Below are 15642 nucleotides of genomic sequence, written 5' to 3' on the forward strand. Positions count from 1 at the left end.
TTGGCATCAACATTAAGTAACATGCAAACTGTTTCTTTGGTTGTTTTACATGTTAATGATGATGAAAATTGCCAAAGCCCTTCCTTTAATTACCAATTTCTTTATACTTTATTTTTTTTTGGGTTGTCAGGTACATGCCCAAGAAAGTAGTCTCAAAAGTCACTTTGTAGATTCCATTTTTAAGGATTTTAAAGCACAACTCCAGAAATCAGAAAATCTTCAGGACGAATTAGGAATTGTAAAGGCCCATATTAAAATGGCCGATTTTTATGGAAGTTTAGGAATTGCCAATGAAGCCTTGAAGCACTATCACGAAGCTTTGGAGGTTCAAATTACTCAGGATACCTTATCAGTATACATAAATAACAAATTGGGGGCGTTGCATTTGTCTTTAAAAAAGTACGGACCCTCCAAAATTCATTTAGATGAAAGCTTAAATCTAGCCGAGGCCCTGCAATTTGAAAAAGGAAAAGCTATAGCGATAGGCTTGTTGGGTGGTGTAGCTGAAAAGGAATCCGATTATGATAATGCCCTGGAGTATCAGCGCCAGAGTCTTGCCTTATTTGAGAAGTTAAGTGACAGTACAGGTTTGGCGGTTACCTTTGAAAATATGGGAAGTATTTATGAGGATTTGGAGGATTTTGACAAGGCCTATGAATACTTCACGAAAGCAAGGAATTATGCACTTCACAGTCCTTTGAGTGTTCAAGTGAACATTATCAATAATCTAGGGGATATCAAACGAAAAAACGGAGAGTTTGAAAAGGGGATGGAGTATACCCAACAGGCTTTGGAGTTGGCCAAAAGTATAGGCAGTACCCATCAAGAGGAAAGTGCCTTGAAGGATATGGCTAAAGTGTATGCGGAACTTGGCAATTTCCGACAGGCCTTTGAATTCATGGAAGCCCATGCCGATCTGAACGAACAAGAAATCCAACGTAAAAATACAGAGCAGGTGGGGGCACTTCAGGTACTGTACGAAGTGAAGGAAAAGGAAGCGCAAGTGGCTCTGTTGAATCAACGAAATGAAATCCAAAGCATTCGACAAAATATTATGACCCTCACGAGTGTTTTTATTCTCTTGGGACTTTCAGGATGGTTTATCTATTTCAAAAAGAAGAAGCAACAAGAAGCTAAAATAAGTGTATACAAGCAACAGATTTTACAGGCCGATTTGGACAGGAAAACAGCGGAGGAAGCTTCGTTGCAAAGGGAAATAGAGTTTAAACTTTCGGCATTGACCAACTATAGCTTGCATTTGTCCAATAAAAATAAAATGTTGGAAAATATTTCCCGAACACTGTCTAATTTAAAAGGAAGGAACCAGACAATGGTAGCTTCGAAGTTGGAAGCTTTGGTAAAGGAAATCGATTTTGACCTTTCCAAAGAAAATGAGTGGACCGAATTCACCGGGTATTTTGAACAGATCCATCCACAATTCTTCCAAGATTTGAATGCTTTTGCCGTTGAACCATTATCACCTGCCGAATTGCGTTTATGTATGCTGTTGCGCCTAAATTTGTCTTCAAAGGAAATAGCCTCCATTTTAAGGATAACTCCTGACAGTGTGAGAATAGCACGGTATAGAATGCGTAAAAAATTACCCTTAGATTCCAAAGACGATTTACAGGCATTTCTCTTACAACTCTAGTGAGTTTTCCTAAGTTTTATCTGTATGTTACCACAATGTTAATGTTGCCTTGTTATATAGCCTAAAACCAGAGGGTTGTTACATTTTGTTAACGCTAATTTTAGCTCCAATCCAAGCTCCAAATATAGTTTTGCTCTCAACTAATCTATATAACAAACAGAAATGAAACTACTCAAAAGTTTATTTATTTGGTGTCTTTTAGTATTTGGTTCAAATGCGCTATTGGCACAAAATGGTATTATCCGCGGGGTCATTACAGATGACAATGGATTGAGCGTCCCAGGAGCCACCGTGGCAATTGACAGTTTAAAAAAGGGAGCTGTTTCCGATTTTGATGGAGCCTATACCCTTTTGGAAGTTCCTGAGGGAACCCATACTGTAACGGTGAAATATTTGGGATATTCCGATATCAGCAAAGAGGCCACTGTTGTCCCTGGAGGAACCGTGATTCTTGATTTCACCTTAACCTCTAAAAATACCGAATTGGATGAAGTATTGGTAACCGGGTACGGTTTAAGTGGTCAAGCAAGAGCCTTGAACACCCAGAAGAACAAAACCAACATTACCAATATTGTATCTACCGACCAGATTGGGAAATTCCCAGATGCCAACATTGGGGATGCTGTAAAACGTATTCCAGGTATCACGATGCAGGTAGACCAAGGAGAAGCGCGTAATATTATTGTAAGAGGTTTATCACCACAATTGAACTCTGTAACCTTAAACGGAAGTAGAATTCCTTCGGCAGAGGGTGACAATAGAAATGTACAAATGGACTTGATTCCTTCGGACATGATCCAAACCATTGAGGTAAACAAAGCCGTAACGCCTGATATGGATGGTGATGCTTTGGGTGGATCGGTGAACTTGATTACCAGATCATCACCACAGGGGTTCAGATTGTCTGCTACTGCTGGGTCTGGTATCAACTTCATTACCGACAAAAGAATTCTTAACGGATCCTTTTTGGTAGGAGACCGTTCTAAAAATGACAAATTTGGTTGGATGGTAGCAGCCTCTATTAACGACAATGATTTTGGAAGTGATAACGTAGAAGCAGAGTGGGAAGATGAATTTGAATTCAACAATGGTGATGAGGATAACTTGGAAGAGGTAGAGGTAAACCCTTATGCCAGTGTATTTGAAATAAGAGAGTACCTGGTACAACGTGTACGCAGAAGTTTCTCTGCAAATTTTGATTATAAATTAGATCAAAACAACACGCTTTATTTCAAGTCTATCTATAACTGGAGAGATGACCGCGAAAACAGATTCCGTTTGGAAAATGAAATTTTGGATGGAGAAGATATCGAATTGGGTGATTTCACAGTAGATAGCAATGGCAACTTAACAAGCTTCCCTGTAGAGGCAAAACGTCAAACTAAAGGAGGGATCTCAGGTGGACGTAACCAAAATGCACGTTTGGAGGACCAACGTATGCAAAACTATAGCTTAAGTGGGGATCATTTGTTGAAAAACTGGAAAATTGACTGGTTGGCATCGTATTCCAAAGCTTCTGAACAGCGTCTAAACGAGCGTTATATGACTTACGAAAGTGAGTATGCCGTGACATTTAATGGAAATGAGGATAAGCCATTATTTTCTCCAGTAGATGCTGGCGATGCTGATTTCGCACTTTTCGAATTTGATGAATTATCAGAGGAAAATCAATATACAGAAGAGCAGGACATTAACTTCTTCGTAAATGCTCAAGTACCGTTAAGCTTCATCGCGGAAGAGGAAGGCTTCTTGAAGTTTGGTGGAAAAACCAGATTAAAGAATAAAAATAGAGATAACGATTTTACAGAATTCAGCCCAGAAGGAAGTGACTACGATTTCTTAGGGGATGTGCCAACGAGAAACTATTCAGATTCAGATTTCTTGGCTGGTGGCCAATACCAAGTAGGGTCGTTTGTTGATCCAAGCTTTTTGGGAGGTTTGAACTTATATGATACGAATCTCTTTGAAGGAGAAGATTTACCAGAGGAATACCTAACTGCCAACTTCGACGTCAATGAAAATGTGTATGCGGGATATGCCATGATGAGCCAGAACTTTTCTAGTAAGTTCAGTGTATTGTTTGGAGCAAGAGTAGAGCACACGGCTATTGAGAGTGAAGGGAATGAAATCATTTTTGATGAAGAAGGTGATTTTGCAGGTACCAATGTTCTTAAAGATAAAAATAACTATACTAATGTTTTGCCAAGTGTACATTTAAAGTACGGATTTGGAGACAATACGGTGTTAAGAGCTGCTTGGACCAACACTTTGGCGCGTCCAAATTATGTGGACTTAGTACCATATATGGAAGTGAACAATGAGGATGAAGAAATCTTCTTAGGAAATTCAGAACTGGATCCAACAACATCCATGAACTTTGATGTCATGGCAGAGCATTACTTTAAATCTGTGGGAATCATCTCTGGAGGTGTGTTCTATAAAAACATCGATAAATTTGTATACACAAGACAAACGGAGGATGCTAACGGATATGAAATCTACCAGCCTTTAAATGGCGATGGAGCAAGCGTATTTGGTGCTGAGGTGTCTTTACAACGTCGTTTGGATTTCTTACCAGGCTTTGCTAAAAACTTCAACATCTATTTAAACTATACCTATTTAAAATCGGATGCTGATGGTATTTTCAACGAAGATGGGGAAGAGCGTACAGATTTGGATTTGCCTAACACGGCTCCTAACATGTTCAACGGATCTTTGGGATATAACGGAAAGTATTTCAGTGTACGTTTGTCTGCTAACTATTCAGATTCCTATATCGATGAAATCGGTGGACGTCCATTCGAAGATCGTTACTATGATGAGCAATTGTTCGTAGACTTCAATGCAACAGCTGCTATTACCAAAAACTTGAGTTTGTATGTTGATTTGAATAACATCACCAACCAACCATTACGCTACTTCCAAGGTTCTAAAGGAAGAACGATGCAGATGGAATACTATGAAAAGCGTTTAACTTTTGGATTGAAATACGATTTGTTTAAGAAATAAGGAATGAAGAATATATTAAGTTTAGTTTGTGCCCTAGCATTGATGGGATGTAAGGAGTCTTTACCTGTGATTGCTCCAACTTTAGTAACGGAAAAAACACCACATGATAGTGACGATCCAGCTATTTGGATCAATCCAAACGATCCTGCAAAGAGTATTGTTTTCGGAACCGATAAGGATGAAATTAATGGCGGTGTGTATGCTTTTGATTTGGACGGAAAAATCATTCCAGAAAAAAGCATTGTGGGCATCAGTTATCCCAACAATGTGGATGTGGAATACGGTTTTAAGTTGAATGATTCTACAGCTACCGATATCCTTGTGTTTACGGAAAGGGAGAAGCACCAAGTTCGTGTGTTTTCTGTGCCAGATATGACCGAGTTGGACAATGGTGGTTTTAAGGTGTTTGAAGATGAAACCAATGTTGAAATGAAGCGCCCAATGGGAGTGTCTGTTTACAAAAATCCTGAAACGGGAGAGGTGTCATTTATCGTGAGCCGTAAAAACGGGCCTAAGGAAGGGTATCTACATCAATATGGTTTAATAGCAGATTCTTTGGGAGTTTCGGCTACGTTGTTGAGAAAGTTCGGGACGTTTAGTGGTCAAAAGGAAATCGAAGCCATCGCGGTAGACGATGCCCTTGGGTATGTATACTATTCCGATGAAGGTGTTGGGATTAGAAAATACCATGCCAACCCATCAAAAGGAGATGAAGAGATAGCGCTTTTTGGAGGTGAACATTTCAAGGAAGATATCGAAGGAATTGCCATTGCGGCCTATGATAATGGAGAGGGCTTTTTGATAGTGTCCAACCAACAGGATCACAGCTTCAATATTTTCAAGCGTAACGATAACACTTATGTGAAAACGATCAATTTGGGAACTAAGGAAACCGATGGTTGCGATGTAACCACCATACCATTAGGAGCTAAATATCCAAAAGGCTTATTTGTATCAATGAATGATGAACAGGATTTCTTTTATCATGAACTTGGTGCACTTATGTTAGCTGAATAAAATCAGCAGTTGTTTTAATTCGATGAACCCTTTCCGTTTACGGAGAGGGTTTTTTCGTGTGTAGGAATAAGTAATTGGGAATTAATAGGTATCTTTCAACACAAACTAATATTTCTCCCAATGAAACTAAAGTTATGGTGTGTCGTGGGCTTTTCGGCCCTAATGTGGTCCTGTGGAACAACCAAGGAAACTGTAAAGGCGCCTTCAGCAATAAAAGTAGGCGTAGACCTCGTAAATGTAACCAACGATCAAGTAAAGGTTACCGTAACGCCTCCTGCAATAGGCAGTTCAGAGGTGACCTATTATATGGCGAAAATTATCCCTGGTACTTATGCTATAGCGGATTATGGGCGCTATATTTCAGAAGTTAAGGCTTTCGATTCCAAAGGAAATGTATTGGAAGTTGCAAATAAGGATGTTAATTCTTGGGAAATCAAAGATGCTCAAAAACTTCATCATATCACTTATTTGGTTGATGATACTTTTGACAATGAAGGGGTTTCGCATTTCGTGTCGGCAGACTCCGAGACCATTTTTTCTCCAGCAGGGACTAATATTTTAGCCGATAAAAACTTCGTTCTTAATATGAGTGGTTTTGTGGGGTATTTTTCGGAAATGTTGGAGTATCCTTATCAAGTAACCGTAACGCATCCTGAGAATTTATTGGGAAGCAGTGCTCTAGTGGATCAAAATTCCAAAAATGATGTAGATAGTTTTTATACCTCACGTTTTGCTGAATTGGTAGATTCTCCAATTATGTATGCAGCTCCAGATGTGTCAACTTTCAACTACAATGATATGGAGGTGCTGTTGAGCATGTATTCGCCTAAAAATACCAGCATCACATCAAAAGTCTTTTTGCCGGATTTAAAAAAGATCATCGTGGCTCAAAAAAACTATATGGGCGAGGCCAACAACACTAAAAAATATGCGGTGTTAAATTATATTACATCTTTTGAAAAGGATGATGCCAAGGGTATTGGAGCCTTGGAACACAACTATTCTACGGTGGGCGTATTCCTAGAAACCATGAAAAGCAATGATCTGGTAGATGTTATTTCCCATGAGTTTTTCCATACACTAACACCACTGCACATCCATTCCAAAGAAATTCAATATTTCGATTTTAACGATCCTAAAATGTCGGAGCATTTATGGATGTATGAAGGCATTACAGAATATTTTGCCCAACATTTTCAGGTGTACGAAGGATTGATAGATGAGGCTGCGTTTTTAGCCACTATGATGAAAAAGATAAAAATATCCTACGGCTATAACGACCATTTGTCCTTTATCGAAATGAGCAAAAATGTTTTGGATGGTAAAATGCAGGTACAGTATGCCAATGTATACCAAAAGGGAGCGTTGATGGGCATGTGTTTGGATATTATCATTCGGGAGCAGTCCAATGGGGAGCGTAGCCTTATGGATGTTATGGCCGAATTGGCCAAAATGTATGGTCCAGGCAAAGCCTTTGATGATGAGGAGCTAATCCCTGTGTTTGTAAAACTAACGTATCCGGAAGTAGGCGAGTTTATCAACGATTACATAGTAAATGGTTCGCCTATCGATTATGATGCGTATTTGGGTAGAATGGGAATTACCCGAGCGAAAATGCCAGTCGCTGATCCTTTGGTGTTTCTTAAGGGAGGTAAGCCCTATATCGGTTTAGACCAAATTAGCGGGAAGATTATAGCTGTGGTTCCTGATGATAAAAATGCATTTTTCAATGCCATGGGAATTGAACAAGGAGATATTCTGTTGGAAATGAATGGAACCGAATTTGATAGTAGTAATCTTCAAAAAACCTTGATGATGGGTTATGATCTTCAAGAAGGAGCGCCCATGACAATAAAAGTTGAGCGTGGAGGAGAAATAATGGAACTGAAAGGGAATGTAGTCCTTAATTATTCGGAGGGAGAAGGTTATAGATTTACTGATACTTCCAAAAAAGCACTTAAAGATGCTTGGCTAAAAGGAGGGGAGTACTATAAAATAAAGGGAACACCATAACGGTATTCCCTCTAGAGTCTCCATTTAGTTAGTTATTGGAATGGATTAATTTATTGTGAATTCAGATTCTAAACCACTTGCTGAACTTCCTCCAACAAACACTTTAAAATCTCCTGGCTCTACAATGTAATTACCTTGGTTATCGTAGAAACCTAACTCTTTTTCTGTTAAAGTGAAGGTTACGGTTTGGGAAGTTCCCGGTTCTATGGAAATCATTTCAAAACCTTTCAATTCTTTTATTGGGCGGGTAACACTTGCAAACAAATCATGGATATACAACTGCACCACTTCTTTTCCAGAATATGCCCCCGTATTGGTTACGGTACCTGAAACCTTTACGCTATTATTTTCAACATTCGAAACTTGTAGGTTGCTATACTCAAAAGATGTATAGCTTAGGCCATATCCAAATGGGTACAAAGGCGAATTGCTTTCGTCCGTATAATGCGACCAAAACACTTCTCCTGGAGAAGGCTCATTAGGTCTTCCTGAGCTTTTGTGATTGTAGTAAATAGGTACTTGTCCTACATTTCTAGGAAAGGTCATTGGTAACTTCCCGCTTGGGTTATAATCGCCATACAGTACTTGGGCAATGGCATTTCCGCTTTGGGTTCCCAAATGCCAAGTTTCCAAAATAGCAGGGATATTCTCGTTAGCCCAGTTAATTGCCAAAGGGCGTCCGTTACTTAAAACCAAAACAACATTAGGATTGGCCTTGTGAACCGCTTCCAATAATTCTTGTTGTAATGGGTCCATTTCAATATTGGCTTGACTTCGTCCTTCACCTGTTTGCATAGCATGTTCCCCTAAAGCCATTAATACCACATCGGCATTTTTTGCAGCCGAAACAGCTTCCTGTAAGCCTTTTTTATTGGAGATGTTAAATTCTAACTGGCGAGAAAAAACAATGTCGTTTTCAACAAAATTGGGGCCTTGTACATAGGTGATGGTATTTCCTTTGTAAGCCTGAAGTCCTTCTAAAAGGGAAACGGCCGTTCCGTTTTTTGCTCCCAATCGCCAATTTCCCAAAGGACTCGTTTTATCGTTGGCAAGTGCTCCAATGATAGCAATATTAAGACCTTCTTTTTTGAGGGGAAGCAGTTGTTTGTCGTTTTTAAGAAGTACAATAGATTTTTTGGCCATGTCCAAAACCGCTTCCTGTATTTCGGTACTACCCACTACATTGGCTTCGTTGGTTTCGTTGGAATATTTGTAGGGATCCTCAAATAATCCCAATTCATATTTTAATCTTAAAATACGTCTCGCAGCATCATCAATATAGGCTTCTTTCACGTCTCCATCTTTTACCACTTGTGAAAGGTGTTCTACATATAAATGGGATTCCATATCCATGTCGGAGCCTGCATTGGCCGCAATCTTGGCGGCTTCTTTTCCGTCTTTGGCATAACCATGGGCAATCATTTCACCAATGGAGCCCCAATCGGACACTACAAAGCCATTAAAGTTCCAGTCGCCTTTTAAAATTTGGCGTTGAAGAAAAGCATCTCCAGTGGCAGGAATACCGTTTAATTCATTAAAAGAATTCATAAAGGTTCTTGCGCCAGCTTCATTGGCTGCTTTGAAAGGGGGGAGTACAACGTTGTACAAAGTAGAGGTTCCTAAGTCTGCAGTATTGTAGTCTTTTCCGGATTCGGGAAATCCATAGGCAGCAAAATGCTTGGCACAGGCTGCAATGGTACTGTTGGCAGAAAGGTCATCTCCCTGAAATCCCTTTACTCTTGCGATTGCAATTTTACTTCCCAGAAAAGGGTCTTCTCCGGCGCCTTCCATAACGCGTCCCCATCTGGCATCTCTAGAAATGTCTACCATTGGGGCAAAGGTCCAGTTTATTCCTGAGGCAGCTGCTTCTTTGGCGGCTACTTCGGCTGAACGTTGGATGGCTTCCAAATCCCAGCTGGCAGCTTCGGCCAAAGGAATGGGACTAACCGTTTTATAGCCGTGTACCACATCAAACCCAATGATCAATGGAATTCCCAAGCGGGTTTCCTCAACCGCAATTTTTTGCAGGGCAGTTACCTCTTTGGCTCCCGTAACATTCAGCATGGAGCCTACCCATCCTTTTTTAAGGTGTTCGTATTTTAAGGCTTGATTCCCTTCGCTTGGAGTTGGGCCCGTAACTTCCCAAAATCCTGTGTATTGATTCATCTGACCAATTTTTTCTTCAAGGGTCATAAGTGAGAGAAGAGAGTCTACTTTTCTTTCAATATCAGGATTGAGTCCTTGTTGAGATTTTACGTTGGTATCAGCTGATTTTCCAGTATCGTTTGTATTTCCGCAGGCACAAAAAAGTACCGCTAGGGCATAGCCCCAAACATAATTTAACCGTGTTTTCATGTGCTTATTATTGGTATACCCTTACATAGTCTACTTCCATGGTGGATTCCATAAAATTGGGGTCTATAGTACCGCCTAGATTTCCTCCCATGGCAACATTCATAATGATAAATTGATCTAAATCAAATGGCCAGGTTTGGTCATTTTTATTACTTGGTTGATAGGTGTAATGTACATTGCCGTCTACCGAAAACACCATTTTCTCAGAAGTCCATTCCAGCTCGTAGGTATGAAATTCACTAGAAACATTAGCGACTTGCTGTCCGCCTAAATTGGAAGTGTTCCCAAAACTAGAAGGAGTGTGTATGGCACTTTGTATATAGCCTTGGTTGTTGCCAACATGTTCCATAATGTCGGTTTCGCCACAGGCTGGCCATCCCACCGCATCTATATTGGCACCCAATAGCCATAGTGCAGGCCAAGTACCTCCTCCTTCTGGAAGTTTGGCGCGAATTTCAACTTTACCATGGGTGAATTCAAACTTATCCTTGGTTAACAATCTTGCTGAGGTGAACTCTGATCCTTGATAGTTTTCACGTTTGGCGATGATTTTTAACACCCCATCTTCAACAATAACATTGTCCGCTCTATCGGTATAATATTGCGACTCATTGTTTCCCCAACCGCTTTGTCCCGTTCCAATATTGTAGCCCCATTTGGAGGCATTAGGCGCACCGTTAAGATCAAATTCATCAGACCAAACCAATTGCACGGAATCGTCTACATATAGTGAGATGGTTTCTGAGGTGCTGATATTGTGATCGGTGCTGGAATAGGCAAAAACATAGATGGTGTAATTGTTTGTGCCGGGATTGGTATAGGTGAATTCCATAGTGCCATCGGTACTCGGTATTTCCTCTCCATTTCCAAAACGGAAGCCGTAACTCACGGCATCTATTGCCGTGGCTGTACATTGAATGGTGCCGGAACCATCTCCGTTGGGAAATTGTTCGCTGGCTCCAACTTTGGTAATATTTAATACCAAAGCCGAAGGAATAATTGGCACAATGCCCCCATCATCATCTCCAGTGGATTGTGAATCATCACCACCACTAGAGCATGATATGGAAAGAGCACAAAGCAAACTAAGACATATATTTAACATGGTCTGTTTCATTTTAAATCAATTTGTTGTGTCTAGTCTTCGGCGATCAAAATGGCAAACCAACCGTTGCCATCAGATCCTACCGTTTTAATCATCATTTCATTGGCTGAACGTTCCAGAATGGCATAACTATGATCGCCACCAACGTAAAATCCATGGTATCCTACATTTGAGAATGTCAAGGTTTCCTGTCCTCCAGGAGCACTTAACGACCATGATTCGGAATAATCATCTAGAGGGTAGTTAACGTATTCGTCATCGGCATTAGGTGTTTGTCCTGCAACTCCAAAATCTTGGTCAAGAGGTGTTGCTTTTCCGTATCCTGTTCCATTGGTAATGTGGGTGAAAGTTCCATCTATATTAAAAATAAAGCGATCATCGTAAGCTCCTAGCCCTTCCTTGTCGTAGGGAGCTGCTGACCACCAAACTGGGCTGGTTTCATCGGCTGGTCCAACTCCAAAGTGGCCTGCTGCTTCAGCTTTCAATCGCCAAGTTCTAGAACTGTCGTTGGTCAACATGGTTAGTAAATCTGCTGGAGGTGCATAAAGCGCTAAAACTTCCACTTCTACAGTAGCACTGGTGGTGGCGCCTCCAGTTCCAAAAGCCAAAACAGTTACGGTGTAGGTATGTACTCCTGTGTTGCCAAAACTGTAGGTCTTTTCTCCGCTAGGAGCCAACGATTCTGAACCGTTGTAAACATATTGATAAGTAATGGCGTTGTCTGCATTTGCCGAAAAGTTGACATTTCCGCTTCCATCTCCGTAAGGATTATCGGCATCTTGACCAACAATATTGGCTGTAATCTGCAGATTGGAAGGAGCTATGATATCTCCAAATTCGTAGTCTTCTTCCTCACAACTAAAGAAGGTAAAGAAGCCAACAAGTAATAATCCAATGATATATTTTAAATGTTTCATCTTGTTTATTTTTATTGCTTAATCAATTTATAGGTCCAGAATACACCTGATCCCGCTTCAATGCTGACGGTCATTGTCATGTCATTATCTGTAAGGGTAACATTGTAGGTAATGGCACTTGGAACGGCCACATTAGGAAGCTCTCCATCGTTATTGGCTTTTGGAAGTCCTAAATACGCTCCAGAACCATTTAGTGTTAATGTTCCTGTAGCTTCATCGTAATCAAAGGAAGCACTGTTTGATCCATCATGAGGTGCTACAGGCGCAGCACAGCCTTCAGGATCGGCACCTTGCCAGCCTTCTACCCAAGTTTCATCTCCAAGGATATTGCTAAATGAACCGTCTGATGTAAAGAGATATACATCATCATAATAACAAGCTCTGTCTGATACTGCCTGCGCATCAATTGACCACCAATCGCCACTTCCAGCAGTTGGCCCAACCATAAGGGATCCTGCTTCAGGAGCCATTTGCCAAGACCCAACGATTGGAGAAATGTAACGCACCAGTTTGTAGGTCCAGAAAACTCCTGAACCAGCTTCAATACTCACAATCATGGTATTGTTGTTGTCTAAAAGTGTAATGTCGTAAGTGACGGAACTCGGCACGGCTACATTGGGAAGTTCGCCATCGTTATTGGCCTTAGGGAGGCCTAGATAAGCACCAGTTCCATTCAATGTTAAAGTGCCATCTCCTTCATTGTATGTAAAGGTAGCAGGATTGGAACCATCGTGTGGGGCCACAGGCGCACCACAGGCTTCAGGATCCATTCCTTGCCAAGGTTCAATCCAAGTTTCTCCATCCAATACATTATTGAAAGTGCCTCCCAGGGAGAATACATATTTATCGTCGAAGAAACAGGCACGATCCGCTACTACTTGTGCATCGTTGGACCACCAATCTCCACTACCAGGGTTAGGGCCAACCATCAAGGCTCCTGCTTCTGGTGCCAATTGCCAAATGCCTTCAATTCCAGAAGCTGCTGCAGGTGCTTTCCAGAAATAAAGATTGTCTATAAATACAGTTCCTCCGGCCCATGGCTCTCCAACAAATTTAAATTGGTGTAAGTCTGCCATAGATAATCCTTGATCTGTAAATGCCGAAAGTGGAATGTCGAAACTGTTCCATTGGTCTGGAGTTAAATCTTGGGTAACCTGTTGTTCTCCCGTACCTAAGCTAATTGGGAATATTTGTATTTGGTCTACATCGGCAGTCCAAACATCAATATGCAAATACTCCATTTGGGAAGCATCTACAGTTTCTCCAAACTGAATACCTTGATAGCTAAGATTGATGTATTGCAGCATTTCGTCACCATTTAAGTTGAACATGGCATAACTGCTACCTTGACCAGATTGTCCCCAATCTGGATTATAATCAGTTCCAGCTATATTGGTGTAGGCTCCTGCAAAAATTGAAATATAATCCGATTCATATCTCGATGGTTGCGCAGGTGCTGGGTTGATAGGTTGTAGAATTTCGGTTACTGTAAATTCTTCTGTATAGGTGGTTGTTTCAATGGCGGCACTCATGGCTACCACTGTGATGGTGTAAGTGCCGGCTTCTTGGTAAACATAAGAAACGGTCTCACCCATATTGCCACTTACAGGGTCTGTAACTCCAGGTTCTCCAAAATAGACATCGTATGTAATTCCAAAATCTGCCGTTGCTGTGACGTTGACTTGTTTTGAAACCGCCAAATCATTTTCAATGGTTACCATTAAATTTTCGGGAGGATTAAAGGAAACTACCAAACTTTGGGACGCTTCGGCTTCCAGACCTGTAATGCCGTAGGCAACTAATTGTACGTTATAAGTGCCTTCTGCATAAATGTGTTCAACGCTTTCTCCTGCTGTTAGAGTAGTAGGCTCTTCGGTAGTATCTCCAAAATGCACATCAAAAGCTACGGCGCCTTGCCCGGTTGGCGTAATCGTTACCAAGCCTGTATTGTCTTGGGTAACATTAAAAGCCGCCGAGACATTGGAAGGTGCTACGGCAGAGTTTACAAAATCTGCGTTGTCATCATCATTGCTACAGGCAAACACTAACAATGCTATCAGACAAATGGAAGCTATGTATTTAATATTTTTCATATGATTCAATTTTAGTATTGTGGGTTTTGTGTTAATCCTGAAATATCAATTTCACGTTGCGGCACAGGGAATACATCATGTTTGCCGGAAACAAACCCTTCTATTTCGGTAGCTGCCTGTCCAGTTCTTACCAAATCAAAAAAGTGATGGCCTTCCATGGAAAGTTCCAAATTCCGTTCGGCCCAAATGGCTTGTACCAGAGCAGTTCCTGAACTTGAAATATTATGGTCTGAATTTCCAAAGGCACGTTCTCTCACTTGATTTAAGTATTGTCTGGCCAAATCTTCATTGATGTTACCTCTGGCATTCGCTTCGGCCGCCATTAACAGCACGTCGGCGTAACGGATCGCTCTATAGTTGGTGAGGTAGTTCAATTCTGTTTGTGCGCCACTTTCACCTGCTCTAGGAATGTACTTTCTATTGAAGTATCCCGTGTGTTCGTAACCCTCAGCGTAGGAGGCTCCGGTTTCTTCGGAAAACGCTACAATGTTTAGGATGGAAGCATCACGGCGGGTATCTCCTTCATCAAAAGAATTGTAAAGCGCTGCAGTTGGTACATTAAAGCTCCACCCAGAGGCAAATTGTGGTCCAGAGTAAGCTCTTGGTCCGTTGTGGATGATTCCGAAGTTTCCTTCCCCACAGGTTGGACATCCCCAATCGTACCATTCTGATTCATTGGAATATTGAATTTCAAATACGGATTCGGGACCATTTTCTCCAGACTTTAAAAATTGACTTTCATAGTCTGGAACTAAGCTGTACACGCCAATTACATTTTGTAGCATTGAGGCTGCTTCCTGGAATTTATCCTGAAACAGGTATACTTTTCCCAAAAGTGCCTGTGCTGCATATTTATTGATGCGTCCTGCTTGATTTTGTGTGGTTGGAAGGCTGTTAACGGCTTCCAATAGATCGTTTTCTATTTGGGCATACACCTCTTCTTTAGATGTTCTTTGAAGCGTTCCTGAATCTGTACCGTCGAGTCTGCGCTCTGTAAATAAAGGAACGTCTCCAAAAAACTTAACTAACTCAAAATAATAGTATGCTCTTAAGAAATAGGCTTGACCGTAAATGGCATCCTTGCCTTCGAAATCTAGCTTAGCTTTGTTTTCTTCCAAATAATTCACGCGATTCACACCTTCGTAACACCATTGCCAAATAGAGGTTAGGTTGTCATTATTTGGGTTGTGTGTATAATCGTCTATTTGCTGTAATCCTATAACGTCGGTGGCACTTTCTCCACCGCATAGGGAGTTTCGTGTAGCAATGTCCCCAATCAACGTGTTGAGGTAAAGCCATTGCAGTGGGTCGTAGCAGCCTGTAAGAATGGCTTCGTAATCGCCTTTGGACTGAAAGTATACCCCGGCAACAATTTCATGTGTTTCGGATGGTTCAAAATCGACGTAATTTGTGCAGGCATTAGCTGTTAAAAGTACGGTACCTATCACGAAAATTTTATTTAGATATTTCATAGTATTCATT

Annotated in this window: 9 protein-coding genes; 4 read left to right on the top strand and 5 right to left on the bottom strand. The window is 41.0% G+C overall.

Going from position 1 to position 15642, the window contains the following annotated elements; all coding sequences use genetic code 11:
- Positions 1-49 precede the first annotated feature (49 nt).
- The 4 genes from ZA06_RS07525 (at position 50) to ZA06_RS07540 (ending at position 7690) form a co-directional block, all read left to right on the top strand.
- A complete protein-coding gene (locus ZA06_RS07525; RefSeq protein ID WP_082331953.1) occupies positions 50-1651 on the top strand; it encodes a tetratricopeptide repeat protein in 1602 nt (533 codons plus the stop codon).
- A 162-nt stretch (positions 1652-1813) separates the two neighbouring features.
- Positions 1814-4660, top strand: a complete 2847-nt coding sequence (locus ZA06_RS07530; protein ID WP_082331954.1) for a TonB-dependent receptor — start codon at positions 1814-1816, stop codon at positions 4658-4660.
- A gap of 3 nt (positions 4661-4663) precedes the next feature.
- Positions 4664-5677 (top strand): phytase, encoded by a 1014-nt coding sequence (locus tag ZA06_RS07535; protein ID WP_053976753.1) that lies wholly within the window; start codon positions 4664-4666, stop codon positions 5675-5677.
- Positions 5678-5797: 120 nt separating this feature from the next.
- The gene (locus ZA06_RS07540) at positions 5798-7690 is read left to right on the top strand and encodes a M61 family metallopeptidase (RefSeq protein WP_240472221.1); all 1893 of its coding nucleotides are present in this window, start codon (positions 5798-5800) and stop codon (positions 7688-7690) included.
- 45 nt (positions 7691-7735) lie between these two features.
- Here ZA06_RS07540 and bglX read toward each other — a convergent pair whose 3' ends face one another.
- From bglX to ZA06_RS07565, 5 genes are read right to left on the bottom strand one after another with little or no spacing between them, the layout of a single operon-like run.
- Positions 7736-10045, bottom strand: coding sequence for a beta-glucosidase BglX (gene bglX, locus ZA06_RS07545; RefSeq protein WP_053976755.1), 2310 nt, complete (start codon positions 10043-10045; stop codon positions 7736-7738).
- 7 nt (positions 10046-10052) lie between these two features.
- Positions 10053-11162 (bottom strand): family 16 glycosylhydrolase, encoded by a 1110-nt coding sequence (locus ZA06_RS07550; RefSeq protein WP_053976756.1) that lies wholly within the window; start codon positions 11160-11162, stop codon positions 10053-10055.
- Positions 11163-11182: 20 nt separating this feature from the next.
- Entirely contained in the window at positions 11183-12067 is an 885-nt protein-coding gene (locus tag ZA06_RS07555; RefSeq protein WP_053976757.1) for a hypothetical protein, read from the bottom strand.
- 11 nt (positions 12068-12078) lie between these two features.
- Positions 12079-14160 (bottom strand): hypothetical protein, encoded by a 2082-nt coding sequence (locus ZA06_RS07560; protein WP_053976758.1) that lies wholly within the window; start codon positions 14158-14160, stop codon positions 12079-12081.
- An 11-nt stretch (positions 14161-14171) separates the two neighbouring features.
- Entirely contained in the window at positions 14172-15641 is a 1470-nt protein-coding gene (locus ZA06_RS07565) for a RagB/SusD family nutrient uptake outer membrane protein (protein WP_082331955.1), read from the bottom strand.
- Position 15642 lies beyond the last annotated feature (1 nt).

Source organism: Mangrovimonas xylaniphaga, assembly GCF_001280435.1.
Lineage (GTDB): Bacteria > Bacteroidota > Bacteroidia > Flavobacteriales > Flavobacteriaceae > Mangrovimonas_A > Mangrovimonas_A xylaniphaga.